The organism is Micromonospora jinlongensis, from assembly GCF_013410645.1.
Taxonomy (GTDB): domain Bacteria; phylum Actinomycetota; class Actinomycetes; order Mycobacteriales; family Micromonosporaceae; genus Micromonospora; species Micromonospora zamorensis.
This window is the reverse complement of record NZ_JACCHK010000001.1, coordinates 3,627,916-3,653,854: the sequence shown is the minus strand read 5'-3', so window position 1 is coordinate 3,653,854 and position 25,939 is coordinate 3,627,916. Positions and strand designations below refer to the sequence as shown.

Annotated in this window: 28 protein-coding genes, 4 tRNA genes and 1 pseudogene; 29 read left to right on the top strand and 4 right to left on the bottom strand. The window is 69.3% G+C overall.

All coding sequences use genetic code 11. The features are described 5' to 3' along the window. The first annotated feature begins 32 nt into the window (after window positions 1–32). Window positions 33–461, top strand: a complete 429-nt coding sequence (locus HNR22_RS16115) for an ester cyclase (protein WP_179781053.1) — start codon at window positions 33–35, stop codon at window positions 459–461. Here HNR22_RS16115 and HNR22_RS16110 read toward each other — a convergent pair. Further along, on the bottom strand, window positions 442–1,017 hold the full coding sequence (locus tag HNR22_RS16110) for a Uma2 family endonuclease (RefSeq protein ID WP_179781052.1): 576 nt from the start codon (window positions 1,015–1,017) through the stop codon (window positions 442–444). The genes HNR22_RS16115 and HNR22_RS16110 overlap by 20 nt on opposite strands. A 95-nt stretch (window positions 1,018–1,112) precedes the next feature. Between HNR22_RS16110 and HNR22_RS16105 the strand changes: the two genes are divergently transcribed. The 10 genes from HNR22_RS16105 (at window position 1,113) to HNR22_RS16060 (ending at window position 11,230) form a co-directional block, all read left to right on the top strand. Further along, window positions 1,113–1,730: a NuoI/complex I 23 kDa subunit family protein gene (locus HNR22_RS16105; protein ID WP_179781051.1), complete on the top strand. Its 618-nt coding sequence runs from the start codon at window positions 1,113–1,115 to the stop codon at window positions 1,728–1,730. 25 nt (window positions 1,731–1,755) lie between these two features. Beyond that, entirely contained in the window at window positions 1,756–2,322 is a 567-nt protein-coding gene (locus HNR22_RS16100) for an NADH-quinone oxidoreductase subunit J (RefSeq protein WP_179781050.1), read from the top strand. Further along, on the top strand, window positions 2,319–2,681 hold the full coding sequence (nuoK, locus tag HNR22_RS16095) for an NADH-quinone oxidoreductase subunit NuoK (RefSeq protein WP_179781049.1): 363 nt from the start codon (window positions 2,319–2,321) through the stop codon (window positions 2,679–2,681). Before HNR22_RS16100 ends, nuoK begins: the two co-directional genes overlap by 4 nt. Beyond that, a complete protein-coding gene (locus tag HNR22_RS16090) occupies window positions 2,678–4,609 on the top strand; it encodes an NADH-quinone oxidoreductase subunit L (protein ID WP_179781048.1) in 1,932 nt (643 codons plus the stop codon). The genes nuoK and HNR22_RS16090 overlap by 4 nt, the downstream gene beginning before the upstream one ends. After that, window positions 4,606–6,114 carry a complex I subunit 4 family protein gene (locus tag HNR22_RS16085; RefSeq protein WP_179781047.1) on the top strand — a complete coding sequence of 503 codons (1,509 nt, stop codon included), beginning with the start codon at window positions 4,606–4,608 and terminating at the stop codon, window positions 6,112–6,114. The genes HNR22_RS16090 and HNR22_RS16085 overlap by 4 nt, the downstream gene beginning before the upstream one ends. Before the next feature lie 55 nt (window positions 6,115–6,169). Further along, a complete protein-coding gene (locus HNR22_RS16080; RefSeq protein WP_179781046.1) occupies window positions 6,170–7,657 on the top strand; it encodes an NADH-quinone oxidoreductase subunit N in 1,488 nt (495 codons plus the stop codon). A gap of 116 nt (window positions 7,658–7,773) precedes the next feature. Further along, complete coding sequence (gene htpX / locus HNR22_RS16075) at window positions 7,774–8,649, top strand: zinc metalloprotease HtpX (protein WP_179781045.1); 876 nt, start codon at window positions 7,774–7,776, stop codon at window positions 8,647–8,649. A 147-nt stretch (window positions 8,650–8,796) separates the two neighbouring features. Beyond that, window positions 8,797–10,056 carry an MFS transporter gene (locus HNR22_RS16070; protein WP_179781044.1) on the top strand — a complete coding sequence of 420 codons (1,260 nt, stop codon included), beginning with the start codon at window positions 8,797–8,799 and terminating at the stop codon, window positions 10,054–10,056. Between the two features lie 153 nt (window positions 10,057–10,209). Further along, window positions 10,210–10,737: a dihydrofolate reductase family protein gene (locus HNR22_RS16065; protein WP_088950256.1), complete on the top strand. Its 528-nt coding sequence runs from the start codon at window positions 10,210–10,212 to the stop codon at window positions 10,735–10,737. A 229-nt stretch (window positions 10,738–10,966) separates the two neighbouring features. Continuing rightward, a complete protein-coding gene (locus tag HNR22_RS16060) occupies window positions 10,967–11,230 on the top strand; it encodes an SDR family oxidoreductase (protein ID WP_179781043.1) in 264 nt (87 codons plus the stop codon). 67 nt (window positions 11,231–11,297) lie between these two features. Here HNR22_RS16060 and HNR22_RS16055 read toward each other — a convergent pair whose 3' ends face one another. Further along, window positions 11,298–11,792 (bottom strand): YajQ family cyclic di-GMP-binding protein, encoded by a 495-nt coding sequence (locus HNR22_RS16055; RefSeq protein ID WP_088950253.1) that lies wholly within the window; start codon window positions 11,790–11,792, stop codon window positions 11,298–11,300. 147 nt (window positions 11,793–11,939) lie between these two features. On the opposite strand from HNR22_RS16055, the gene HNR22_RS16050 reads away from it, so the two are divergent. Continuing rightward, window positions 11,940–12,023 (top strand) — tRNA-Tyr (locus HNR22_RS16050). 747 nt (window positions 12,024–12,770) lie between these two features. Here HNR22_RS16050 and HNR22_RS16045 read toward each other — a convergent pair. After that, complete coding sequence (locus HNR22_RS16045; RefSeq protein ID WP_179781042.1) at window positions 12,771–13,391, bottom strand: type III secretion system chaperone family protein; 621 nt, start codon at window positions 13,389–13,391, stop codon at window positions 12,771–12,773. Window positions 13,392–13,580: 189 nt separating this feature from the next. Further along, window positions 13,581–15,140 (bottom strand): endonuclease NucS domain-containing protein, encoded by a 1,560-nt coding sequence (locus tag HNR22_RS16040; protein ID WP_179781041.1) that lies wholly within the window; start codon window positions 15,138–15,140, stop codon window positions 13,581–13,583. A gap of 238 nt (window positions 15,141–15,378) precedes the next feature. Between HNR22_RS16040 and HNR22_RS16035 the strand changes: the two genes are divergently transcribed. The 17 genes and pseudogenes from HNR22_RS16035 to rplL all read left to right on the top strand — a co-directional run bounded on the left by HNR22_RS16035 (window position 15,379) and on the right by rplL (window position 25,752). After that, on the top strand, window positions 15,379–16,002 hold the full coding sequence (locus HNR22_RS16035) for a hypothetical protein (protein WP_179781040.1): 624 nt from the start codon (window positions 15,379–15,381) through the stop codon (window positions 16,000–16,002). A gap of 142 nt (window positions 16,003–16,144) precedes the next feature. Continuing rightward, a complete protein-coding gene (locus HNR22_RS16030) occupies window positions 16,145–16,633 on the top strand; it encodes a NucA/NucB deoxyribonuclease domain-containing protein (RefSeq protein ID WP_179781039.1) in 489 nt (162 codons plus the stop codon). Between the two features lie 973 nt (window positions 16,634–17,606). Continuing rightward, window positions 17,607–18,275 (top strand): annotated as a pseudogene (locus HNR22_RS16025) (EAL domain-containing protein); the annotation flags it as partial. Between the two features lie 93 nt (window positions 18,276–18,368). Continuing rightward, a tRNA-Thr gene (locus HNR22_RS16020) sits at window positions 18,369–18,441 on the top strand. 24 nt (window positions 18,442–18,465) lie between these two features. Then, a tRNA-Met gene (locus tag HNR22_RS16015) sits at window positions 18,466–18,538 on the top strand. A gap of 134 nt (window positions 18,539–18,672) precedes the next feature. Continuing rightward, window positions 18,673–18,840, top strand: a complete 168-nt coding sequence (gene rpmG, locus HNR22_RS16010) for a 50S ribosomal protein L33 (RefSeq protein WP_007073056.1) — start codon at window positions 18,673–18,675, stop codon at window positions 18,838–18,840. A 124-nt stretch (window positions 18,841–18,964) separates the two neighbouring features. Then, window positions 18,965–19,411: a MaoC family dehydratase N-terminal domain-containing protein gene (locus HNR22_RS16005; protein WP_088950251.1), complete on the top strand. Its 447-nt coding sequence runs from the start codon at window positions 18,965–18,967 to the stop codon at window positions 19,409–19,411. A 1-nt stretch (window position 19,412) separates the two neighbouring features. Next, entirely contained in the window at window positions 19,413–19,805 is a 393-nt protein-coding gene (locus HNR22_RS16000) for a MaoC family dehydratase (RefSeq protein WP_179781038.1), read from the top strand. Window positions 19,806–19,934: 129 nt separating this feature from the next. Further along, a tRNA-Trp gene (locus HNR22_RS15995) sits at window positions 19,935–20,007 on the top strand. 214 nt (window positions 20,008–20,221) lie between these two features. Then, window positions 20,222–20,614 carry a preprotein translocase subunit SecE gene (gene secE / locus HNR22_RS15990; protein ID WP_088950249.1) on the top strand — a complete coding sequence of 131 codons (393 nt, stop codon included), beginning with the start codon at window positions 20,222–20,224 and terminating at the stop codon, window positions 20,612–20,614. Between the two features lie 39 nt (window positions 20,615–20,653). Next, window positions 20,654–21,376, top strand: coding sequence for a transcription termination/antitermination protein NusG (gene nusG / locus HNR22_RS15985; protein WP_179781037.1), 723 nt, complete (start codon window positions 20,654–20,656; stop codon window positions 21,374–21,376). 187 nt (window positions 21,377–21,563) lie between these two features. Beyond that, entirely contained in the window at window positions 21,564–21,995 is a 432-nt protein-coding gene (gene rplK / locus HNR22_RS15980; protein ID WP_088950247.1) for a 50S ribosomal protein L11, read from the top strand. A 77-nt stretch (window positions 21,996–22,072) separates the two neighbouring features. Beyond that, window positions 22,073–22,789: a 50S ribosomal protein L1 gene (gene rplA, locus HNR22_RS15975; protein WP_179781036.1), complete on the top strand. Its 717-nt coding sequence runs from the start codon at window positions 22,073–22,075 to the stop codon at window positions 22,787–22,789. 79 nt (window positions 22,790–22,868) lie between these two features. Further along, window positions 22,869–23,735 carry an ABC transporter ATP-binding protein gene (locus tag HNR22_RS15970; protein ID WP_179781035.1) on the top strand — a complete coding sequence of 289 codons (867 nt, stop codon included), beginning with the start codon at window positions 22,869–22,871 and terminating at the stop codon, window positions 23,733–23,735. Continuing rightward, a complete protein-coding gene (locus HNR22_RS15965) occupies window positions 23,732–24,421 on the top strand; it encodes a hypothetical protein (RefSeq protein ID WP_179781034.1) in 690 nt (229 codons plus the stop codon). The genes HNR22_RS15970 and HNR22_RS15965 overlap by 4 nt, the downstream gene beginning before the upstream one ends. 340 nt (window positions 24,422–24,761) lie before the next feature. Beyond that, complete coding sequence (gene rplJ, locus HNR22_RS15960; RefSeq protein ID WP_030329872.1) at window positions 24,762–25,307, top strand: 50S ribosomal protein L10; 546 nt, start codon at window positions 24,762–24,764, stop codon at window positions 25,305–25,307. A gap of 55 nt (window positions 25,308–25,362) precedes the next feature. Next, complete coding sequence (gene rplL / locus HNR22_RS15955) at window positions 25,363–25,752, top strand: 50S ribosomal protein L7/L12 (protein ID WP_099848686.1); 390 nt, start codon at window positions 25,363–25,365, stop codon at window positions 25,750–25,752. Window positions 25,753–25,939 lie beyond the last annotated feature (187 nt).

Sequence of the window (25,939 nt, the reverse complement as noted above, 5' to 3'; positions counted from 1 at the left end):
CCGACCGGGTGAGCCCGGATACCCTCGCGGGCATGACGGATGTGGAGGCGGCGGCCCGCCGGTTCATCGCCGACGTGTGGAACGCGCGCCGGGAGGAGTCCGCGTACGAGTTGATCGCCGAGGACTGCCCGGGGCTGGGCGGCACCGGGCCGGAGGCGACGCTGGCCTGGCACCGCGAGCGCCGGGCGGCCTTCCCGGACCTGCGCTACAAGATCGTGGACGTGGTGGCGGCCGGCGAGCGGGTGGCCGTGCACTGGCGGGCGGCCGGCACGCACGCCGGGCAGTTCGGGCCGGTGCCACCGACCGGGCAGGTGGTCAGCTACTCCGGTGCGACGTTCCTGCGCTTCGACGCGGCGGGCCGGATCGTCGAGGTGTGGAGCTGCAACGAGCTGTTCCAACTGCTCCAACAACTCGGAGTCGAAATGCTGCCCCCGACCGCCTTCAGCGGGCCCGGGGCGTGATCCGACTGATCGGCAGATTGATCGGGAAGGGCTCGCCGGTGTCGACGAACTTCGTCCACCGCCCGGTCTCGACGTAGACCTCGTTCACCGCGTCGATCCGGTAGGTCACGACCTCCAGCTCGCCACCCTCGGTCTCGATCCGCCAGTAGTAGGGGATGCCGGCCTGGGCGTACAGCGCCGGCTTCAACACCCGGTCGATCGAGCGGGTGCTCGGCGAGACGATCTCGATGGCGAGCACCACCTCGTGCGGTTCGTACTTCGACGGCTCGCGGGCGGCGGCGACCGACGTGGTCACCAGAACGTCGGGGATGAACGAGCGGGTGCGGTTGATACGCACCGCTACCCCCTGAGTGACGTCGTAGTCGTCGGGGCAGTCAGCGTGCAGCTCGGCCATCAGTAGCCCAGCGATGATTTGATGCTTGCGGGTGGGGGAGGGGGACATCAGCAGCACTCCATCGAGCAGTTCCCGGCGGCGGCCATCCTCGGGCAGCGCATCCAGATCGTCAGTCGTCCACTCGCTCTCGGGCGGGTAGTCGCTCTGCAGCGCGGCGGTCATGGCAGGTCCTTCCAGGTGCGTTCGTTCTCCCCGCGACCACGGTACCGCCCTGGACCTGTGGGTGGTGGTCGCGCGCGCCGGGGCCACAGGGCAGGATGGTCGACATGAGCGACCCCAGCGAGCACGGCGACCCGGCCAGCGCCACCGGCGCGCGTGGCCTGCCCGGCGCGGGCCTGGTGAAGGGGTTGGCGGTCACCCTCAAGACGATGACCAGCCGGTCGACCACCCAGCAGTACCCGGACGTCGCCCCTGACCTGCCGCCCCGCTCGCGTGGCGTGATCGCGTTGTCCGAGGAGAACTGCACGGTCTGCATGCTCTGCGCGCGCGAGTGTCCGGACTGGTGCATCTACATCGACTCGCACAAGGAGGAGGTGGCGGTGCCCGGCGCCGCCCGCCCCCGCCAGCGCAACGTGCTCGACAAGTTCGACATCGACTTCTCGCTCTGCATGTACTGCGGCATCTGCATCGAGGTCTGCCCGTTCGACGCGCTCTACTGGTCGCCGGAATTCGAGTACGCCGAGTACGACATCAAGGACCTGCTGCACGACAAGGACCACCTGGGTCAGTGGATGGCCACGGTTCCGCCGCCGCAAGCGCACGACCCGAACGGTGAGCCGGCCAAGGAGGAGACGGCCGCCGCGCGCAAGGCGGCCGCCGCCCGTCCGGCCCCTCCGTCGGTACGATCCGATGCCGATCAGGACCCCGCGTCGTGACCGTCCGAGCCGGAGAGGCGGCCCGGTGACCGGAGCGGATGTGCTGCTACTCGCCCTCGGCGCGGTGGCGGTGGGTGCCGGGGTGCTGGTGGTGACCACCAGACACCTGGTCCGGGCCGGGCTCTACCTTGTGGTGTGCCTGGGCGCGCTGGCCGGTGACTTCCTGGTGCTCAGCGCCGAGCTGGTGGCCTGGGTGCAGGTGTTGATCTACGTGGGCGCGGTGGTGGTCCTGCTGCTGTTCGCGGTGATGCTGACCCGGGCCCCGATCGGAGCCTCCGACGACCTGGACCGGCCTGGCTGGTCGGCCGCCCTGATCGGTGGCGGTGCTGGGCTGGGGCTGACCGTCCTGCTCGTCGACGCGTACCGCTGGAGCAGCGTCGCGCTGCCCGCGGCGGGCACCGCCGAGCGGCTGGGGGAGCAGATCTTCCAGTCCTGGGTGCTGCCGTTCGAGGTGCTGTCCGTGCTGCTGCTCTCCGCGCTGGTGGGCGCGATCGTGCTGTCCCGGCCGGACATCGGCCGACCCGCCCCGCAACGCGAAGCCACGGCAGCACCGGCTGTCCGGGTGGACGTCGAGCCCGGGGGGCGCCGGTGAGGCCGGTCATCCCGTACGTCACCGCCGCGCTGCTGTTCGGCCTCGGTGTCTACGGCGTGCTGCGCCGCCGCAACGCGGTGCTGGTGCTGATGTCGGTCGAGTTGATGCTCAACGCGGTCAACCTGATCCTGGTAACCGCGGACACCACCGCCCGCGCCGTGCTGCCGCACTCGGGGCAGGTCTTCGCGTTGTTCGTCATCGTCCTCGCCGCCGCCGAGATCGGCGTGGGGCTGGCGATCGTCCTCCAGCTCTACCGGTTGCGGGCCACCGTCGCGGTGGATGACGTGCCGCTGACCGAGCCGGCGCAGCCCGCCGACGAGCGAGAGCCGGCCGTCCTGGACACGGAGGCTCGCCGGTGACCGGGCTGCTCGGGGCGCTGCTGCCCGCCGTGCCGCTGGCCGCCGGCCTGCTCGGCCTGCTGCTGCCACCGGCCCCACGGGACAACAGCGCGACCGGCGGCGGTCGGGCCCGCGGCGCTGCCGTCGCGCTCGGGGTCACCGGTGCGGCCGTTGCCCTGGCGTTGGCCGTCGCGTTGCTGCTGACGGTCGACGGGCCGACGGAGACGTCGACCACCTGGGTCGACGTCGGCGGGCTGATGGTGACCCTCGGCGTACGGCTGGACGGCGCCGCCGCACTGGTCGCGGTGGCGGTCACCGCGGTCGCCCTGGCCGTGCAGGTCTACTCGATCGGCTATCTGCGACGCGGCCCGCACGACGACATCGACGTCGACCACCGCTACCCGCCGTACGCGGCCCAGATCAGCCTCTTCACCGGTGCCATGCTGCTGGTGGTGGTCGCCGGCGACCTGATCATGCTGCTGGTCGGCTGGGAGGTGATGGGCCTCTGTTCGTACCTGCTCATCGCCCACGACCGTCGACTGCCCGGCGCGCCGGCCGCCGCGATGAAGGCGTTCCTGGTGACCCGGGTCGGTGACGTCGGGTTCCTGCTCGGCATCGCGCTGCTGGGCGTGTCGACGGGCAGCTTCCGGATCGCCGACGTCCTCGCCCACGACCACTCCGGTGTGACGTTGACCGCTGCCGGCCTGCTGCTGCTCGCCGGTGTCGCCGGTAAGAGCGCGCAGTTCCCGCTGCACACGTGGCTGCCGGACGCGATGGCCGGCCCGACGCCGATCTCCGCGCTGATCCACGCCGCCACGATGGTCGCCGCCGGCGTGTACGCAGTAGCCCGCCTCTACCCGCTGTTCACGGCCGCGCCGGTGACGCTGACCGTGCTCGGGGTGGTCGGCGCGATCACCCTGCTGCTCGGCGCGCTCGCCGCCACCGCGCAGGACGACATCAAGCGCGTGCTGGCCTGGTCGACGGTGTCCCAGTTGGGTTACATGACCGGCGCGCTGGCGGTCGGCTCCCCGTCGGCGGCGCTGTTCCACCTGCTCACCCACGCCGCGTTCAAGGCGCTGCTGTTCCTCGCCGCCGGCGTGGTCATCCACGCGGTCGGCACCACAGTGATGTCGGAGATGGGCGGGCTGCGGCGCAGCATGCCGGTGACGTTCTGGTGCACCGTGGTGGGCCTGGGTGCGCTGGCCGGGGTGCCGCCGCTCGCTGGTTTCTGGAGCAAGGACGGCGTGTTGACGGTCGCCGAGTCCGCCGCGTTGGAGGGCACCGGCCCGGCACCGTCCTGGGTGGGCTGGCTGGTGTGGATGGCTGGGCTGCTCGGCGTGGCGATCACCGCCTGGTATGCCGGCCGGCTGCTGCTGCGCGCCTTCTTCGGCACACCACGCCTGCCGCTGGTCCGCCCGCACGACCCGCCGGCGGTGCTGCGCTGGCCGGTGCTGCTGCTGGCCGTGCCGGCCGCACTGCTCGGTCTGGCCGGCTTCGTCGGGCCGTTCGCCGACCGCCTGCGCTTCCCGACCGTGCCGGTGGCGGGCTCCGAGGACGGCCTGGTCCACGTGGGGCCGGGGGTGCTGCTGCCGCTCGCGTTGCTGCTGGTCGGTGCCGGGCTGGTCACGCTGGGCTGGCGTCGGGACCCGACCGCCGACCCGGCGGTCGCGCTGGGTCCGCTGCGGCCGGTCTTCGCCCGCGCGTTCCGGCTCGACGACGTCCAGCACACCCTTGTCGTACGCCCCGTCCGCGCGCTGGCCCGCGTCGCGCGCACCGGCGACGAGGTGGTGGTGGACGGCGCGGTCGAGGGCAGCGGCCGGGCCGCGTCCGGTCTGGGCGCGGGGCTGGCCACGCTGCACCGAGCGGCGTTGCCCCGGGCCGCCGCCGGAGTGCTGGCCGGCGCGCTGCTGATCGGGCTGGCCGCCGCCGTGATCGGAGTGAACCTATGACGTCTGGGCAGGTGTTGCTGGTCGCCGTCCTGGCGGTGCCGGCGCTCGGCGCGGTCGCGGTGGCGGCGACTCCCCGGGACCGGGCGGCCCGGCTGGTCGGCACTGTCGCGGCGGCGCTGACCCTGCTGGCCGCGGTGCCGCTGGTGTTCGGCGGTCGAGGTTGGGTCGCCTGGTCGGCCGGAGCGCCGGCGGTGCGTCCATGGCACCAACTGGACCTGCCCTGGGTGCCCGGCCTGGAGTTGCGCTTCCACCTCGGCGTGGACGGCATCTCGTGGCCGCTGGTGGTGTTGACCGCGCTGCTCACGTTGCTCTGCTGCGCGTACACGATGTGGCGGGTTCCGGACGGCGGCAGTGGCCGGGCGTTGGTCGCGCTGCTGCTGGTGGTCGAGGTGGGCATCCTGGGCACCTTCCTCGCCCTGGACCTGGTGCTGTTCTTCCTGTTCTTCGAGGTCGTCCTGCTGCCGATGTACGCGATCATCGCCGGCTGGGGTGGCGCGGACCGGCGTCGGGCGGCCCGCAAGTTCGCGCTCTACACCCTGTTCGGCTCGGTGTTGCTGCTGGTCGGCGTGTACGTGGTTGTCGCCGCCGCAGGCACCGCCGACGTGGTGGCCCTGACCGGCGGGGCGGGGATGTCCAGGGGCACCCAGTTGGCCGCGTTCACCCTGCTGGCGTTGGCCTTCGCGGTGAAGAGCCCGCTGTGGCCGTTGCACTCCTGGCTGCCCGACGCGCACACCCAGGCGCCAACGGTGGGCAGTGTGGTGCTGGCCGGCGTGCTGTTGAAGATGGGCACCTACGGTCTGATCCGGGTGGCGGTGGGGGTGGCGCCGGAGGGCGCCCGCTGGGCGGCGCCGGTGCTCGGCGTGCTGGCCGTGGCCGCGATCCTGGTCGGCTCACTGGTCTGCCTGGCCCAGTCCGACGTGAAGCGGCTGATCGCGTACTCCAGCGTGGGACACATGGGCTTCGTGCTGCTGGGCGTCGCCACGCTGACCGCCATCGGCATCCAGGCGGCGTTGATCGGCAACATCGCGCACGGGGTGATCACTGCTCTGCTGTTCTTCCTGGCCGGGGCGGTGAAGGACCGTACCGGCACGGGCACCCTCGCCGAGTTGTCCGGGCTGCGGGAGACCGCGCCCCGGTTGGCCGGTCTGCTGGCGTTCGCGGCTGTCGCGTCGCTCGGTCTGCCCGGGCTGGCCGGTTTCTGGGGTGAGGCGTTCGCGGTGATCGCGGCCGTCCAGGTGGGCGGCCCGCTCTGGACCACCCTCGGGGTGCTGGCCGCGATCGGCGGTGCGCTCACCGCGGCGTACTTCCTGCGGCTGCTGCGCCAGGTCACCCACAACCGTCCGAGCCCCGCCGTCGGGAGGGTCGGCCCCGGCCTGGCCGGTGCGGAGCTGACCGCGTGGGTGCCGCTGGTGCTGCTCGCGTTGGCCATCGGGCTGGCCCCGGCGCTGGTCCTCGGCATCGCAGAGGCTCCCGTCGACGCCCTGATCGGGGTGGTCTCCCGGTGAGCGCGAGGCGTACGGCGAAGCGGAGCCCCGCAGTCGCGAACAGAGGCAGGCTCACATGAACGTGGTGCAGAGCGTGGACAGCGTCGCGCTGCTGCCGGCCTACCTGGCCGCCGGCACCGCCGTGCTCGTGCTCCTCACCGACCTGCTGCTGGCCCGGCCACGGGCCACCATCGTGGTGGCCGCGCTGGGCGCGCTCGGCACCGCCGTCGGCGCCGCCCTGGTCGGCGCGGCTGGGGAGCGCCGGACGTTCTGTGTCGGCGCGGACTGCTCCTGGATCTTCGGCGGCCGGGCCGCCCTGGTCGGCGCGGTGGTGGCCCTGCTCACCCTGGGCGTGCTCGGGCTCTCCGCACCCGCGCTGCGGGCGGGGCGGTCACCGGTGGGGGAATACTGCTTCCTGCTGGCCTGCTCGATGACCGGCGGCGTGGTGCTCGGTGCGGCCGGCGACCTGATCACCCTGATCGTCGCCCTGGAGACGCTGACCCTGCCGCTGTACGTGCTGGTGGGCCTGCGCCGGGGGAGCCTCGCCAGCGCCGAGGCGGCGGTGACGTTCTTCGTGGTCAGCGTCGTGGCTACCACGCTGACCCTGCTCGGCGCGGCGCTGCTGTACGCGGTGACCGGTGGGCTGCACCTGGACCGGCTCAGCGCGTTGCTCGCCGAACGGCCGGAGTTGCGGGACCTGCCGCTGACCACCGCCGCGGTGGCGGTGCTGCTGGTCGGGCTGGCCTTCAAGGTGGCGGCGGTGCCGTTCCACGCGTGGGCGCCGGCCACCTACGACGGCGCGCCGCTGCCGGTGGCCGCGTACCTCTCGACGGCGTCGAAGCTGGGCGGCCTGGTCGCTCTCCTCGCCGTCGTGCAGCGGGCACTCCCACCGGATCAGACCGGCCCGGTGCTCGCCCTGCTCGCGGTGCTCACCATGACCGTCGGCAACCTCGTCGCGCTGCGCCAGCGGCGTACCGTCCGGCTGCTCGCCTGGTCGTCCGTCGCGCAGGCCGGCTACATCCTCGCCCCGCTGGGGGCGTTGGCGCTGGCCGCCGGCCGCACCGACGAGGCACGCTCCGCCGCGTACGCCGCCGCGATGGCGTACGCCGTCTTCTTCGTGGTGTTGGAGCTGGCCGCGTTCGCCGGGGTGACCGCGCTGCGCCCGGCCGGTGCGGACGGCGGCACGCTGGATGACCTCCGTGGGGCGGCCCGCCGGCACCCCTGGCGGGCCGCAGCGCTCGGTCTCGCGCTGGTGGGCCTGGCCGGCCTGCCGCCGGGGCTCGCCGGCCTGTTCGCGAAGGTGACAGTGGTCCGGGCGCTGCTCGATGGCGGGGCGGCCTGGCTGGCGCTCGTGGTGGCGCTGAACGCGGTGATCGGGCTCGCCTACTACCTGCGGGTGACCGCCGCGCTCTGGGCACCGACGCCTCTCGCCGCCCCGAGCGGCGGCGGCGTTGCCGCCGTACCCGTGGTGGGTGTGGTGGCCGTGGTGCTGGCGGTGGCGACGGTGGCCGCCGTGGTGCTCGGCGTTGCCCCGCAGTTGGTGCTCGATCTGGCCGGCCGCTGACCTGACCTGGCACTTCGGTCTCAGTGAACTCTCAGCGTTGAGACGGATGGTTGGTGGGTACCGGGTTGTTGAACCGGTCAGCGGATCCCGGCGATCCGTGCACCGAAGGAGACATCGTGCACCACAACCGTCTGAAGACCGCAGCGCTGCTTGGCCTGCTCAGCGCCCTGATCCTCGCGGTGGGCTACTGGTTCGGCGGCAGTGGCGGTCTGGTCATCGCTGTCGTCGTCTCACTGGTCATGAACGGCGTCACCTACTTCTACTCCGACAAGCTCGCACTGCGCTCGATGGGGGCCCAACCGGTCACCGAGGCACAGTTCCCCGAGCTGTACCGGATGGTGCGGGAGCTGGCTACCGACGCCCGGCAGCCGATGCCGCGCCTCTACGTGAGCCCGACCTCGCAGCCCAACGCGTTCGCCACGGGTCGTAACCCGCAGCACGCGGCGGTGTGCGTGACCCAGGGGATCACTGAGATCCTCGACTACCGCGAGCTGCGCGGTGTGATCGGGCACGAGCTGTCACATGTCTACAACCGGGACATCCTGATCTCCAGCGTGGCGGCCGGTCTGGCCAGCATCATCACCCTGCTGGCGAACCTCGCCTTCTTCATCCCGCTGGGCGGCGGGGACGACGAGGACCGGCCGAACCCGGCCGTGCTGCTGCTCACCCTGATCCTCGGCCCGATCGCGGCCACGGTGATCCAGTTGGCGATCAGCCGGAGCCGTGAGTTCCAGGCGGACGCCTCGGGTGCCGAGTTGAGCCGCGACCCGCTGGCCCTGGCCAGCGCGCTCCGCAAGATCGATGCGGTGGCCCGCCGCCGGCCGTTGCCGGCCCAGGGCCAGCTCACCAGCACCGCGCACCTCATGATCGCCAACCCGTTCCGGGGCGGCGGCATGGCGGCGCTCTTCTCCACCCACCCCAAGATGGAGGACCGGGTCGCCCGGCTGGAGCAGATGGCCGCCAACGCGGGGCCGGTGCAGTTCCAGCGCTGACCCGCTGCTGATTCACGCCTCCGCCCGTACCCGGTCACATCGGGTACGGGCGGAGCACTGTGTCGAAGCGGATATCCGGTGTCGCCCCGTCCGGCGGCGGCGTTAGGGTCGTAACGGCTCACGCTCATTACATCCTCGGAGGTTTCGGTGGCCGCGCTGCGTCAGTACCTGGGTGTGTGGCGGATCCCCGGCGCGCCGATGCTGCTGATCACCGGCATCATCGGGCGGCTCGGGATCGGCATGACACCACTGGCGCTGCTCCTGGTGGTCGAGCAGGTGACCGGGCGGTACGCGCTGGCCGCCATCGCGGGCGGGATCTACGCCGTCGCCGGCGCGGCGCTCAGCCCCGTGGCCGGGCGGGTCGCCGACCGCGTCGGCCCCACCCCCATCCTGCTGGTCACCGCCGTGGCCCACCCGCTGGCGCTCATCGCGCTGCTGCTGGCCAGCCGCTCGGGCGACGACGCCCTACTCACCATCTACCTCGCCAGCGCCGTGGCCGGTGCCACGTACCCGCCGCTCACCGCCGCCATCCGTAACGCCTGGAACGAACTGACCAGCCCCAGCTCCGGCCGGTACCCGCTGCGCAACACCGCGCTGGCAGCCGAGACCTCACTGTTCGAAATCGTCTTCGTGCTCGGCCCGCTGCTCGTAGCCGGTTTCGTCATCTTCGCCGACGCTGCCGCCGCGCTGATCGGTGCGGCCGTGGTCACCCTGTTCGGCACGACCGCCGTGGCCCTCGGCCAGGTGATGCGCGGCTGGCGCCCGCACCCGAAGGAGCACCACGCCAGAGGGCTCGGCCCGCTGCGGGTCGGTGGATTCCCGGCCCTGCTGGTCTGCGTGGCCGGCCTCGGCATCGCGTTCGGCGCCGCCGGGGTGATCGTCCCGGCGTACGCGAGCGGCCACACCACCGACGATTCGGAGAGCCTGGCCGGCATTCTGCTCGCCGTCTGGGGGATCGGCAGCGCCATCGGCGGGTTCTGGTTCGGCGTCCGCAAGCCGTCGCCGAACATGACCCGACAGTTCGCCCTGCTGCTCGCTGCGGTCGCCGGCACCTTCGCGGTGTTCGCGGTGATGCCCACCCCGCTGGCGCTGGGCGTCGCGCTGGTCGTCGGCGGGGCCACCATCGCGCCCGCGCTGACCCTGGAGAACACCCTGGTCGGCCGAATCGCCCCAGCCGGCATGCTGAACGAGGCGTACACCTGGGTCGTCACCGTGGCGGTCGCGTCGAGCGCGGCCGGCGGCTCGGTGGCCGGCCTGATCGTGGACCACGCGGGCGGCGTCAGCTGGGCGTTCCTCTTCGCCGGAGCGGCCGTCGCCGTCGGGGCCGCGGTCGCCGCGCTGCCCGCCGGGCCCATCGCCCGTGCGGAAAACACGGCCGTACGCGCCGAACAGCCCGTCACCGTCTGACCCGCTGCCTCCTGGCTCGCCTTCCGTGCTGGGCTTGATCCACTCTCGTTCCCGGCCGGCTTGATCCACTCGGGTTCCTTGAATTCGGGGTGTCCCTGCGCGGCGGATGCCCCGACTTCAAGGAACCCGAGTTCCGCCGCCTACCCTGGTCGTATGGCCAAGGTTCTATATTCGGCGACGGCGTCGCTCGACGGCTACATCGCCGGCCCGGGCGGCGACATGTCCTGGTTGACCGACCACCTCGGCGGCGAAAATCCGACGGCGGAGCGACTGCTGCACAGCGTCGGCGCGATCCTCGCCGGCAACGGCACCTTCGGCGGCGACGACCCGAACCGCGGCACCGACAGCGAAGGCGCGTTCGGCGGCCAGTACCACGGGCCGGTGTTCGTCCTCACCCACCAACCACCGGCCGAGCCACCCGCCGACGTCACGTTCGTCGGTGACCTGCACACCGCCGTCGCCCAGGCCAAGGAGGCCGCCGGGGACCGGTACGTCAACATCCTCGGCGCGAACGTCGCCAAGCAGTGCATCGAGGCCGGGCTGCTCGACGAGATCCTCATGTTCTTCGCCCCGGTGCTGCTCGGCGACGGGGTGCGCATGTTCGACCACCCGGGCGGCACCAAGGTGCGGTTGGTGCCGCTGCCCGGCGAGACCGAGCACTGGTACAGCGTCGTCTACTGAGCCCGACTGTCCACGCCCTCGTCGTCGATGGATTCCCGCCTGACGAGCCGAGCGAGCCGCCGCCGGGCTGGGGCGGTCGACGCCGATCCGTTGGTTGACGACGGCCTGGGTGGGTTCATGCCGCCCCGGAGCTTCATGCCGGCATGGGCGCTTCGACGGCCGACCGCTGAACGCCGCCGCTCGGCACCTGAATCAGTTTCAGGTCATGCATCCCGGGAACGAGGCTGCCATGTCCGAGTCCGAGCCCAGGGAAGAGCGTGCGAAGAGGGCGGTGCGTGACGTCCACCGGGCCGCCACCCGGCATCAGGACGCCGATCTCCACGAGGCGGCGGTGGAGATCAGCCGCATGGCTGGTGAACTGGGGCACGATCCAGGCTCGATCGAGGATTGGCGGCGCTGCCCGGTGTGCGGGGCGGAGCCGGGGGCGCTCTGCATCCAGGTGCCGGGGCACGACATGGTCGACGGGGTGCATCCGGAGCGCATCAGGCAGTAGGACGCGACCCTCTCCCGTTGCTGAGCGGATCGCGTCTTCGGCGGCGGTTCAAGCGGCGGTCGCGGCCTTACCTGTAGTTGTTGAACTGGAGGGCGACGCCGAAGTCCTCACCCTTGAGCAGCGAGATGACCGCCTGGAGGTCGTCCCTCTTCTTGCCGGTGACCCGCAACTGGTCGCCCTGGATCTGCGCCTGCACGCCCTTGGGGCCCTCGTCGCGGATCTTCTTGCTGATCGCCTTGGCCTTGTCCGTCTCGATGCCCTGGATCACCTTGCAGTCGATCTTGAAAATCTTGCCGGACGGGCGCGGCTCGCCAGCGTCCAGCGACTTGAGCGAAATGTTCCGCTTGACCAGCTTCTCCTTGAACACGTCCAGTGCGGCGAGGACCCGCTCCTCGGTCTCCGCCTGAAGACCGATCGCCTCCTCACCGGACCAGGAGATCTCCGCGCCGGTGCCGCGGAAGTCGAACCGCGTCGCGAGCTCCTTTTCCGCCTGTCGAAGGGCGTTGTCGACCTCCTGGCGGTCAACCTTGCTCACGATGTCGAACGACGGGTTCGCTGCCATGTTTCTGCTCCTGCTGTCCGGCGGTCTGGGCTTGCCGTCGGCCGCCGACCAGCGGCACGACCCCCTGACCGTACCCGGTTGCGGAGGTGCCGGGGGAAGCCGCTATCCTTGCTTCCGCCGCCGCGTTACGACGCGGTGGGGTGCCCTGGCGGGTTGCCCGAGCGGCCAATGGGAGCGGACTGTAAATCCGTCGCGAAAGCTTCAGAGGTTCGAATCCTCTACCCGCCACCAGGTGCAGACACGGCCCCTGACCAGCAGCGATGCTGATCGGGGGCCGTTGTCGTTTGTCTGGTCGAGTCCGGCTAGGTCCAGCCGTTGATGACTGGTTGTGGGCAGATGGTGGGCAGGTCGATCTTGCCTCTCAGGGCTCCGCTGGGGGCTGCGAACGCCCGTGCTCCGGGAGTTGCCAGCCCGGCGCGATCGCACCTGGAGCACCGGCTGAGGCTGCCGCGGGCTCAGCTGGCTTCGTAGGTCGCCCGGGGGCAAGCCAGTCCCGGGGTTGGACTGGCGCGGCAGTCGGAAGCCCTCGCCCTCGATCAGGTCGACCTGCCGGCTTCCGTGCCGCCTGGCCTTGGTCGTGCTGCGTCTGGATCAGTGGAGGTCGGGGCGGCGGTCCGGCGGCAGTCGGTGGCTTCCGCCCCGGCGCCGGAGGCGGCCGGGGCGGCTTGCCGCCGGCCGGCTCACCGCCCGCGCCGTGCGGAGCGCGGCGCCTTGATCCAGAACAGAAGAAATCGGCAATGAAGCCATTCGGCTCCGGTCCGGGGTGCCGCACGTCTGCTGCCGCCAGGGACTCGAACCCTGAACCCCTCTGGCGGTCTGTGGATCATCCCAGAACGGGCGGATCGGCCTCCTGAGCTGGGCGAGATCTCTCGTGGCCTTACACCGCTTAACAGCCCTTGTCAGCGCCAGTTGTGCCCGGCTTGTGCCCGAGGACCTCACCGATCCATCGCTCAAGAGGCCAGTAGCCGGCCGCCTAGCTCAAGCGAGGCTGAGCAGATCAGCCTCAAACGCACCCGATGAGCGCCACCCGAGCAACTTGACGATCTCGAAGCTCATGTTGCGCTGGGTGTAGTCGCGGAAAACCGGGTCAACTTCGGCAGCAAGCGCGTCGAAGCAAGCCGCGACCGGTTTATGAGGGCTCCGGTCCTCCCAGTGGAGTGCTTGGTTCCGCGCCTGCCAGACCACGTTCTTGAGACGCTGGGAGTTGCCGATCTGCCGACCGTCTGGCGAAGGAACAAGTCCGCCGTGGACGGCAGAGATGCCCTGCTTGCCGTACTGGATCAGGGCAGCTGCTAAGGCGTCGACCGAAAACCGGTGAGCTTCAACTGCGGCCTGAAGGTCGGGCAGCGCGGCACTCTGGTCGTGATGCTCCTTGTCCGGACCCCAGTACGCGTCCCACTGCATACCGGTCGCTAGCCCCACGTCCTCAGCGTTCTCAGCGTTTAACGCGAGCCACGCCGCCCTCCCATACTCGGCCTCCATCTGCTTCCGGAGCCCATCAAGTCGCGCTTCGAGGTCCTGGAGCGCCTCGTACTCATCCCAGATGAGCGGAAGCAGACTTGTAACAGCGTGTCGAATCTCGTCGACGTACTTGCTCATCGACAACACGGGGCCACCCACAGCGACGAGCACCTTTCTTCGACTGATTGCAATGCCAAGGATGACATAAGCCGTTCCACTGGCGGCTGGGCGTGCGACGCGCAGGGCCCTGAGGCAGCCTGGCCTCTAGCCAAGGGCAGCGGTACCGGCTTGCCCGGACGGCTCTCCCGGATTGTGATAGCTCGCTTTTTAGGGTTTCCGTAGCGGTGCCTCGATGTGGACGGTCTGCGCCGCGATTTGGGCTCTGAGGCGCTCCATGGCGTCCCAGTGCCGATCGCGGAAGGCCTCGAACGGCAGGGAACCACCCCATCGGAAAGCGACCATCCCCGGCTTCGGGAAGTCCAGATCGTCATAGTCGCGCCGGACGAGGGCACCGGCGTCGAGTTCAAGTTTGAATCGGACAAGCCAGGCGCCCTCAGCCGGGGCGATCTCGTACGCGTGCAGGCGCAGGCCGAGCCTCCGGAGCGCGGCCGCCTCGTCTTCCGGGTCCGGGTAGAACATCGACCACGCGAAGTAGTCCTCGACGGTCTCCTTGATCACGGCAAGCAGATCGCCGGCAACCGTGGCTCCGTCCCAGTGCAGGGCAACCACGAGCCCGGCGACCCGGTTGCCGGTTTTTGCGTCGAGCACCGCGACGCGAAGGGACATCGGTGACTCGGCGAGATCCTGGGGGCTGAGCTCGGCCAGCGGGCGGATGATGCCGGGGTTGCGGATGCGCACCGCGATGGTGTGCTCGGAATAGATCTGCTCGATCCCGTCCAGCCACCGCGCTACGACCTCCCGGCACTCCGGGCTGGTCGGCATGCTGCCAAGCGTTAGCTCACGCGTCGCCGCCCAGTGCGCTGGCCGGCTCGGCGACGACCAGCGAACGAAGGCGGTATTGGTGAAGCCCGGCATCTCGACGGCCGCCCGGATGAGGAGATCATCGACACCCAGCCGGTCACGGCGGGCGAACGCCCCCGCTTTTAGTACCTCGGTTGCGTGCCAGCCGCCTGCGGTCGACAGCAAATGACCCAGCTTCTCGGGGCTGCCTTCCTCCAAGTCGTCGGCGTGATGGCCGGTTAAGACCTTGGCCAAAATGTCGTGCTCGGCGGGGTCGCGTGGATAGTCCTCCCCGGTCGGCGACCGGACGGCCGTCCCAAGGATGACGTAGAGAGCGTACGGGAACATGACCTCGGTCACGTCGTTCTGCATCAGGATGCCGATCTGGTGCGGCGCCCCCATTTTGGCCAGTGCGGCCGATATCAGGGCGAAATCGTCGTGCCGCTTTGCCGGATCGGAATACAAAAAAATGTCGTGCGCCGAGGTCAGCACGACGGAACCGGACCGCGCGAGCGGCTCAACCCGGGTGATGGACCAGGCGTCGTCGGCCAGCTCGGCTCGGTAGCCGGCCACGTCGTGATGCCGCGCGGCGTAGTCGGTGAAGGCGCGGTGGAGTTCGCGCCAGTGTGTCGAGACGAGGATGCACCGGAACTCGGACTCGTCGATCTGCTGCTGCGACCGCAGGATCTCGCTGTACTTGAAGATCTCGTGGGCGGCCTCGCGGGCGCTGTGGTCGGAGCACTTCACCTCGATCACCACCACGTTGCCGTACCGGTCATGGGCGACGATGTCGACGCGTCCCGACGCGCCGTCTGGGTCCCGGAGGGTAACTTCCGTGTCGACGAGGGTCATGCCGGGTTCGATCAGTTCGAGATGATCGGCGAGAAACGGCGTGAACTCGCGCTCTGGGACCTGACCGTTGCTCATGACGTCCTTACGGCTCGATGAGGATCCTCCTACCGTAACGTGGCCGCCGGGCTCCCGAGAAGGCGATGCGGTCGCGTAGTAGGGAGCGAGGAGGGAGAGTATCGGAGACACCCTCTCTGTTTCAGCGCCGGCCATCCACTCGCAATGACTCAACGCGGCGGGAAACGAGCAGCCCGCCGATCACGACACGGCTATCCACGGGACCTAGCCCTTGATGGCCATTGGTACGTTTGCCGCCATGGAAGCACAAGATGCGGTTTCTCTAGCCGCCACATTAGGCGGCACGGCCGTCGGTATCGCGGGCGTCTTAGCGACACTCTCTGCTGCCCGCAGGCAACAAGAAGCTGCTCTGACGATTGCTCGTGAGCAGGCCGAACGCCAAGAAAGGGCTGCTCAGAAAAACCGTCAACAACGGCACCTTGAGTCGGCCTACAGAGCTCTTGCCAGCTGGTTGGCAGAGTGCGAAGTGGAAGTGCAGCGACTAAACGACTTGCTGTGGCTAGACGGCACCGAGAATGATCCAACAGCCGTAGGTAATAATGAAGCATCCTTCGGTCGGCCTGCAGCGGTATTCCGAGAGTCCCACATGTGGACTGCAGCCACTTGGGGCAAGATGGCCGAATTCTTTAGGGTGAGTAATTCTTTCTGGGCTGGTTGCTACAAGCTGCATCTAGCCAAACGCGACTCCGAAGCCAGCGAGACCATGGAGGCCAAGGTCAAGATCTATGACGAGATGAGCGACCTTTCCGGCACAATCGGCGAATTATATGACGTCATCGACCAAGTGAGGGCAGCGCTGCGCGCCGACCTGCTCGACCCGTCACCTCTCACCCTTGGAGAATTCGATCAAGAAGATCGATGACGAGCTGGTTATCGTGACTCCGGACACGGCGAGCAGCCTCAGACCTTGAAGCGGAACCTTGATCCGCTCGGCCGCGGCGCACAGGTCAACTCGTCCGTCGCCCACAGGCCAGCCGCCCACACCGTAGCCCAACACTGCCTCGATGAATGAGGTGCGATGCGATAACGCTACCGGCGGTCAGGCATCCGCCGGATGCGTCATCCCGTGGTACGCCAGCGCGGTGCAGTACAGCACTGCATCCTATCCCGAGATGGCATCACATGTTTCACGGGCGCAGGCGTCAGGGCTGCCGGGTGGCTCTTTCGCGGCTCCACTCTTTCGAACCACCAACCAGACTATTATCGATCGAAACCGCAATCTCGCATGCGGAAATCCCCCCCAGGTCGACGGCAAGACTTGCGATGAATATCCGCTTGCTTCCTCCTATGAAGGGCTTTCAGCCGGAGGAACCCGCCGAACCTTCAGCGGGTGTTCATTCAGCGGTATCCCTTCGGCCACCGGACCGGCAGGTGTTAGCGTGTGCATGATTGCTGCGAATCAGAACAACGCGCATGGTGGCTTGCATACGCAATTTTACCGCGCGGAACGGATGTTGGATGGCGATCCCTTCCGCGTCCTTGTTGTTTCGTAAGCTGAGCGAGGGGATGTAGCCTGCCGCAATGGGTATGGCTCGGAGGGCGTCTCACTGACGCCCTCCGAGTCGTCGTTGTAGGCAAGCTGGCAGACGTCACCCACCATCTGTTTCGATAGATAGGAGAGTGGTCCGCAATGCCAGGCCAAGAGTACCGTCCGAGCGAATGGATAGACGTTCGAGTGTCTGACCATTGGTTTGGAGTGCTAGACGCCGGAGATGTGCCGGTAGAGTCAGGTGATTGGTCTAACGGCCTAGTAGTGAAGATGAGTCACGGTGCCATGATCTACACCGGCATCTCACATGGCTACGTCCGGGTAGCGGTTGAGGTTCTGGAAAGCTCGCCGGAATACCTAGACATTAGCGATTGGGATGAAGTCATCGATTCTTCCGTCTACTCTGCGAGCGGCGAACTTCGCGTGGACTCGCCCGATACCGGTGCCGCCACTGGTCTTGCCGTTCTTAGCTCCAACGGTCCAGGTCACTATCGGATCAGGGTGCATGCCCGAGGTAGGGACACAAATTATGACGCTGTTCAGAACGACCCAGTAGAGGATTACGTCCTACTGGCGTGGCCTGCAGCCGCAGGCGTTGATGTCCTCCACAAAATCAGTGACAAATGCGGTGCCGATCTTCGTGCGAGTGTAGGTTAGGGCCGTTTGCGCCTGCTGAATTCTCGCGAGAGCGTCGAAACCACGCGCCTCACGGGGGCAGGTAGGGGTTCTAGCGTCTGCAGGGGCCTCACAGCGGTCTTGCCGGTTTCTGCTGATCGGGATGACCTGGTGTCGCTCCCTTGACGAAAGGAGAGTCCTGCCGTCCGGTCGATCCAGCGAGCTGGCTCGCGTTCGGCTGCCGTGCCCTGCCTGATGCTTGAAGGTATTGGCGTCCTGGTGGCGGGCGAGCGGGTCGTTGTTAAGCATGGGTACTGTTCCGCCGCCGTTCCAGCAGGGTCGTCCTAATGTCAGCCGCCCGGGCTCCCGAGGACTTCGTGGCGGTGGCCGAGCACACCGGTCAGTTGAGCCGGCTCACGGAGGTGGTGCTCCGCGAGGGGCTGCGCCGCAGCCGGGACTGGGCTCTGGCCGATCAGCCGCTGCCCATCGCGGTCAACCTCGCGGCCCGTACGCTCACCGACCAGCACTTCCCGGACCGGGTCCAGGAGTTGCTGACCGAGTACGGGGTGCCGGCGCAGCGGCTCACCCTGGAGATCACCGAGGCGGGCGTGCTGGACGGCACGGACCGGCCCATCCCGACCCTGCGGCGGCTGCGCGACCTCGGCGTGCGGTTGTCGGTGGACGATTTCGGCACCGGTGACTCGTCCCTGGCGCATTTGCGCCGGCTGCCGGTGCACGAGGTGAAGGTGGACCGCTCCTTCGTGCAGGGCATGGCGACCGACCCGGGGGACCTGGCGATCGTCAACGCCGTGGTGACCCTCTCGCAGCAGTTCGGCCTGGCGGTGGTCGCCGAGGGCGTGGAGAGCGAGTTGACCCTGGAGCTTCTCCAGGACATCGGCTGTGAGATCGGGCAGGGCTTCCTGTTCAGCAGGCCGCTGCCGTACGAGCGGTTGGCCGCCTGGTTCGGTGCCCAGGTCGAGCCGGAGACGGTCGCCAGCGGGGAGCTTCCGCGCCTGCGTGTCGTGCCCTGAGCAGGGCGCGGACGATCACCGGGGATCCGATTTCACCTGTCGACCCGGGCCGTGTACTCTTACTCCTGCGCGCCCCACGGGGAGATCGCGCAGGCCCCCTTAGCTCAGTCGGCAGAGCGTCTCCATGGTAAGGAGAAGGTCTACGGTTCGATTCCGTAAGGGGGCTCGAGGGTTCAGCTGGACCCATCGCAGCGGTGTAGCTCAGATGGTAGAGCAAGCGGCTCATAATCGCTGTGTCGCCGGTTCAAGTCCGGCCACCGCTACTCTCGTCTTCCGGGCTCGTTGCCGGTGGTCGTAAGAAAATGGGCGCTTCTGGCGCCCACTTTGCATGTCCGCGCTGTCAGCGTCTAGGCTGGCGCGTCGTAGTTGTTTCCGTTAGCGAGGAAGGCACTCCGCCGTGGCGAAGGCTACCGATGTCCGGCCGAAGATCACTTTGGCGTGTGTGGAGTGCAAGGAGCGCAACTACATCACGCGCAAGAACCGGCGTAACGACCCCGACCGCATCGAGCTGAAGAAGTTCTGCCCGCGCGACGGTCGGCACACTGTCCACCGCGAGACCCGCTGACCCGGGGCCGGCTTCGCGCCGGCCGCTGTCGAAGCTTTCAATCGCCGATCTGACCGGTTTGGCGCGGCTCCGCCGCCGCCTGCCGACCAGATCGGCGATTGTGCTTTCCGTGTAGGTTCGCGGCATGTCTCTGGACCCTTCCTTCGTCGGCCGGACCTATCCGCCGACCGCCCCCTATCAGGTGGGCCGAGAAAAGATCCGTGAGTTCGCCAGCGCCATCGGCGCCACCGATCCGGCTCATCACGACCCGGAGGCCGCTCGGGCGCTGGGCCACTCCGACGTGGTGGCCCCGCCGACCTTCCCGGTGATCATCACGATGGCCGCGAGCAGCCAGATCATCGAGGATCCGGCCCTGGGCGTGGACTACAGCCGGGTGGTGCACGGCGACCAACGGTTCGCGTACACCCGGCCGGTGGTCGCCGGCGACGAGCTGGTCTGCACCAACACCATCGAGGACGTCAGCACCCGGGGCGGGCACGGCTTCCTGACCACCCGCACCGACGTGAGCACCGTCGGCGGGGATCCGGTCGTCTCCGTCTGGGCCAAGTACGTCGTACGCGGGGAGGCCTGAGATGGAGTTGGCAGCACAGACGTTCCGGGTGACCCGCGCGGACCTGGTCCGCTACGCCGGCGCCTCGGGCGACTTCAACCCGATCCACTGGAGCGACCGGGTCGCCACCACTGTGGGTCTGCCCGGGGTGATCGCCCATGGCATGTTCACCATGGCGTTGGTCGGCCGGGCGATCACCGAGTGGGCCGGGGCACCGGACGCGGTGGTCGAGTACGGCGTCCGTTTCACCCGGCCCGTGGTCGTCCCCGACGACGACCAGGGGACCGAGATCGAGGTCACCGCGCGGGTCCGTGAGGTGACCGAGGACGGCCTGACCCGAATCGATGTGACAGCGGTCTGTGGGGGCGAGAAGGTTCTCTCACAGGCGCGGGCGACCATCCGTTCGACCCGCTGAAGTCTCCCCGCCACGCGTGGCGGGGAGACCGGTTGGGAAAGTCGGGTGGCTACCCGTACACTGGTCCGCCGTGGGGCAAGTGACCCCTGCTCGGTCGTCTGTGGCCGCGTGGGGCGAGTGTTGCCGCATAGGGGTGTAGCTCAATTGGCAGAGCAGCGGTCTCCAAAACCGCAGGCTGCAGGTTCAAGTCCTGTCACCCCTGCGCCTCAGGCCTGACCGTTCCCGTGGGTCGCGCCGCCAGCTTGGCGGCGTCCGGCCCGTGGTGGTGGCATCGGCGGGGTGGTTCCGAGGCAATCGGGGCCCTCCGGATGATCCACCGGCCGCGGCCCGTCGCGGGACGGTTGGGCCCGGCCGGCGTGACCAGCGCCGCGTACGCCACTCGGCGTGCGACCCGAGATTCCGCGACGGAGGGCGAAGTGGCCGACAACAAGCGGCACGGCGAGGACGCCGGCGACGATCGTCTGGACGACGAGGTCGTCGACGACGTAGCCGACGACGACGCCTCCAGCGCGGACGAGCCGGTTTCCCGGGGAGGCACCGCCACGCGGTCCCGCGCCCGGGCAGAGTCGGCGGACAGCCGACCGACCACCCGGTCGGAAACGGGTCGGGTGGGCGTGTTCGGCCGCATCGCCCGGTTCTTCCGCGAGGTCGTAGCCGAACTGCGTAAGGTCATCTGGCCGACCCGCAAGGAGTTGCTGACCTACACCGCCGTGGTGGTGACGTTCGTCGCGGTCATGCTGACGATCGTCGGTGTGCTGGACTACGGCTTCGCCAAGGTCGTGCTGTTTGTCTTCGGCAACTCGGACTGACCGGCTGCCTCCAGCCGATAGTGACGGAAGTGAGCGAGCGTGCCTGAGTACGACGAGACCGCCGGACCGGTGGACGAGCAGTCCACGGTCGCGACGGCGGCTGGTGACGAGTCGGTTGAGGCCGCCAGCGAGCCGGAGTTCCCAACGACCGAGCCCGCACCGGACGAGGAGTACGACGCAGTTGCCGAGCTGAGGCAGAAGCTGCGCTACGCGCCGGGTGACTGGTACGTGGTGCACTCTTACGCCGGCTACGAGAACAAGGTCAAGACCAATCTCGAGACCCGGATCACGAGCCTCGACATGGAGGACTTCATCTACCAGGTCGAGGTGCCGACCCGGGAAGAGGTCGAGGTCAAGAACGGTAAGCGTTCCCAGATCCAGGCCAAGGTCTTCCCGGGCTACATCCTGGTCCGGATGGAGCTGACCGCCGAGTCGTACTCCTGCGTCCGTAACACCCCGGGCGTGACCGGCTTCGTCGGCGCGACCGACCGGGCCGACCGGCCCGCCCCGCTGTCCCTCGACGAGGTGCTGAAGTGGCTGGCGCCGGCCGTCGAGACCGAGCAGAAGAAGTCGAAGCCGGAGATCAAGGTCCTCGACTTCGAGGTGGGCGACTCCGTCACCGTCACCGACGGCGCGTTCGCATCGCTGCCGGCCACCATCAGCGAGATCAACGCCGACCAGCAGAAGCTCAAGGTGCTGGTGTCGATCTTCGGTCGCGAGACCCCGGTGGAGCTCAACTTCAACCAGGTCGCCAAGATCTGACTGGTCGTCGGCGGCGGGCCTGGCCCGCCGCCGACGTCGGCGTAAGCCCTCCCGCTCGACCTCGGCGGACGAGTGGGCTGCGGCCTGCGCTACTCTTGAATGTCGCCGCTGTCGCACCGCGCTGACCGTGCGCGCTCCGAGGGCGGCGACAGCCGCATTTTCCCAGCTCCAAGCCCCAGGAAGTGACATGCCTCCGAAGAAGAAGCTCGTCAAGACGTTCACGCTTCAGCTGCCGGCGGGCCAGGCCACGCCGGCGCCGCCGGTCGGCCCCGCGCTCGGCCAGCACGGCGTGAACATCATGGAGTTCTGCAAGTCCTACAACTCGCAGACCGAGTCCCAGCGGGGCGACATCGTCCCCGCCGAGATCAGCGTCTACGAGGACCGGTCCTTCACCTTCGTGCTGAAGACCCCGCCCGCTGCCCGGCTGCTGATCAAGGCCGCCGGTGTGCAGAAGGGCTCGGGTGTTCCGCAGTCCGAGAAGGTCGGGTCGGTCAGCCGCGCACAGCTGCGTGAGATCGCCGAGAAGAAGATGGCCGACCTCAACGCCAACGACCTGGCCCAGGCCGAGAAGATCATCGCCGGCACCGCCCGGTCGATGGGCATCACCGTCAACGACTGACGTCGGCCAAGCCTTCGACCCGACCGTGGGAGGGCTCGCGCCGAGCGGCCCGCCAGAGACCACAGGAGTAATCAGCAATGCAGCGCAGCAAGAGCTACCGCAAGGCCGCCGATGTCATCGACCGGTCGAAGCTCTACACCCCCTCCGAGGCCGTGAAGCTGGCCAAGGAGACCACCAACGTCAAGTTCGACGCCACGGTCGAGGTCGCCATGCGCCTCGGCGTCGACCCCCGCAAGGCGGACCAGATGGTCCGCGGTGTGGTCAACCTGCCGCACGGCACTGGTAAGACCGCCCGCGTGATCGTGTTCGCCAGCGGCGCGAAGGCCGAAGAGGCCGCTGCCGCGGGTGCCGACGAGGTGGGCACCGACGAGCTGGTCGCCCGGATCCAGGGTGGTTGGCTGGACTTCGACGCGGCGATCGCCACGCCGGACCAGATGGCCAAGATCGGCCGGATCGCGCGGATCCTGGGCCCGCGCGGTCTCATGCCGAACCCGAAGACCGGCACGGTGACCATGGACGTCACCAAGGCGGTGCAGGACATCAAGGGCGGCAAGATCACCTTCCGGGTGGACAAGCACTCCAACCTGCACCTGATCATCGGCAAGGCCTCCTTCACGGAGAGCCAGCTGGTGGACAACTACGCCGCGGTGCTCGACGAGGTGCTGCGTGCCAAGCCGTCCGCGGCCAAGGGCAAGTACCTCCGCAAGGTCATCCTGACCACCACGATGGGCCCGGGTGTCCCGGTCGACCCGAACCTGGTGAAGAACCTCCGGGAGGACCAGGCCGAGGCCTGAGCCGACAGTTCGCTCCACCGGGGCGCCGCCACGACTGTGGCGGCGCCCCGGCGCGTTTGAGATGTGGCAGGCTCGGCCCATGCGGCTGGAAGACGTCTGGTTGCGGTACCACCGGCGAGGGCCGTGGGTGTTGCGAGGCATCGACGTGCACATCGGTCCGGGCGAGGCGGCGGTCGTGCTGGGCCGCAACGGGGCGGGCAAGTCGACACTGCTCCAGGTGGCCGCCGGGGTGCTCCGGCCGGGCCGGGGCCGGGTCACCGGCCGCCCGGCGCGGGTGGGCTGGGTGCCGGAGCGTTTCCCGGCCGACCAGCCGTTCACCGTGGCCCGCTATCTCACCGGGATGGCCCGGGTGGCGGGGTTGGGCAAAGCGGCGGCCGACGAGGCGGTGACCTCCTGGACTGACCGGCTCGGGTTGTCCGCCTTCCGCTCGGTCCGACTGCCCGAGCTGTCCAAGGGCACCGCGCAGAAGGTGGGCTTGGCCCAGGCGATGCTGCGCCCGCCGGGCCTGCTGGTGCTCGACGAGCCGTGGGAGGGGCTGGACGCCGCCACCCGTGAGCTGGTGCCCGAGTTGATCGCCGAGGTGCTCGCCGCCGACGGCGCCGTTCTGGTCAGCGACCACCGTGGCGAGACGATCCGGCTGCCGGGCGCGCGCCGCTGGCTGGTGGCCGACGGTTCGCTGACCGAGGAGACGTCGTCGGCGGACGAGACCCTCGCCGTGGTCGAGGTCGCGGTGCCGGCCGCGCGGGTCGCCGGCACCGTCGCCCGGTTGCGCGCCGAGGGCCACCACGTGCTGGGAGTACGCGCCGATGCCTCCACCGCCGCCGCACAGGCGCGGCCCCCCGCGCCGTCGATCCGACCGGCGACCGGTGAGCCGACACCCGATCAGTCCGGGGCCGACCAGGGCGTCGACCCGGTGATCGAGCCAGCAGCGGGGGAGGCCCGGTGATGGCCCTGGTGCGGATGCGGTTGGCCGGTTTCCTGCGGACCGGGCGTGCGGTGGCCCCGTTGCTCGCCGGCCTGGTCGTTCTCGGCACCCTCTACGGCGGTGGCCGCGCCCAGCCCGCGGAGGCGTACGGCGTCTCGGCTGTGGTCCTCTTCCCGGTCGTCGCCTGGCAGACCAAGATCCTTCTGGACGTGGAGCCGGACGTGCAGCGCCGGCTGGCGCAGGTCGCGGTCGGGGTGGCCCGGGAGCGGCTGGCCGGGCTCCTCGCCGCCGGTGTGGCGGCTCTGGTGACGGTGGCCGTGGCGCTGCTCTTTCCCTGGCTGGTCGGTGGGGTCTCCGGCCCGGTCGACCCGGGGGACCGGTCGATCCCGGTCGGGCTCGCGCTGGGAGTGTGGGCGCACCTGCTCGCCGTACCCGCTGCGGTTGCCCTGGGCGCGCTGGCCAGCCGGGCGTCGGTGGGCGGTGCCGGGTACGGCGTCGCGGTGCTGGCCCTCGGCGGAGTCGGCGCGGTGGTGCTCGGCCTGAGTGGGTCGGTGGCCCCCTGGCTGGCGCCGCCGATCATGGCCGCCGCACGCACCACCGGCGGCGACGCGGCAGCGCTCACCCTGCTGGGGCTGAGTGGGTGGGCGCTGGCCTGGAGCGCTGCGGTGCTCGGCGGCTATCTGTGGCGGCGGCGGGCCCAGGGCTGACCGCTGCCGGGCGTCGTGGTGCGGCTCACCGGCCGCGATTTGGCGCTGGTGGCCGGGGCGCGTACTCTTCAACCGTCATCCGTGTTCTCACGGATGAGGAACCACCCAGAGACCGCTGGTCACCGTGCTTCGGCACGGTCGAAGGCCCCGCGACATCGGGCGACCCGCGTAGGGCGGCAAGCGTAACTCGGCAGTGTTCATGGTCCGCCGACTGTGATGATCTGCCGGCCCTCGCCCCGTGCGCCCTGCGCCGGGGCTTTTTCGTTGTCGTGCTGCCTCCGCCCCCGTTCCCGCCTCGGCGGTGACGGGGACCAGCCTCGAGTAACGAGAGAGGAGGGACATGGCGGACAAGCCGATCCGGGCCGACAAGGCCACGGCCGTTGCTGAGCTGACCGAGAGCTTCCGCAGCTCGGGCGCCACCGTGCTGACCGAGTACCGCGGTCTGACGGTTTCCCAGCTCACCCAGCTTCGGCGCTCGCTCGGCGCCGACACCAGCTACACGGTCGCGAAGAACACGCTCGCGAAGCGTGCTGCGACGGACGCGGGCATCACCGGCCTCGACGAGCTGTTCACCGGTCCTACCGCGCTGACTTTCGTTTCGGGCGACGTCGTCGAGGCGGCGAAGGGGCTTCGCGACTTCGCGAAGGCCAACCCGAAGCTCGTCATCAAGGGCGGTGTCTTCGAGGGCAAGGCCATTTCCGCGGCCGAGGTCACGAAGCTTGCCGACCTGGAGTCCCGCGAGGTGCTGCTGGCCAAGCTGGCCGGCGCGATGAAGGGCAACCTGAGCAAGGCCGCGGCCCTGTTCCAGGCCCCGCTGTCGAAGACCGCCCGCCTGGCGGCAGCTCTGCAGGACAAGCGCGAGAAGGAGGGCGCCGAGGCGGCCTGATGGCCCCCACGGCGCACCAGTTCTTACTTAACAGAATCAGGAAAGGACGCCAGATATGGCGAAGCTCAGCACTGTCGAGCTGCTCGACGCGTTCAAGGAGATGACGCTGATCGAGCTCTCTGAGTTCGTGAAGCAGTTCGAGGAGACCTTCGAGGTCACCGCCGCGGCTCCGGTCGCGGTTGCCGCTGCCGGCGGCGGCGCCGGTGGCGCTGCTGCCCCGGCCGAGGAGGAGAAGGACGAGTTCGACGTCATCCTCGAGGCTGACGGTGGCAAGAAGATCCAGGTCATCAAGGTCGTGCGTGAGCTGACCGGCCTGGGCCTCAAGGAGGCCAAGGACGCGGTCGAGTCCGCGCCGAAGGCCATCCTGGAGAAGGTCAACAAGGAGACCGCCGACAAGGCGAAGGCCAAGCTCGAGGGCGAAGGCGCCAAGGTCACCCTCAAGTGACCTGAGCTCCACCAGCGCGCGTGTCCCGGCTCGTGAGCCGGGACACGATCGCATCGCGGCGGGCGGTGATCCGACACGGATCGCCGCCCGCCGTGTTGGTGGATCCGGCGCCGACCGGCCCTGAGCTGGGCCGGGACCACCGGCGCCAGCGACCCGAACGAGCGCGGAGGGTCGCCCGCCAGGAGGA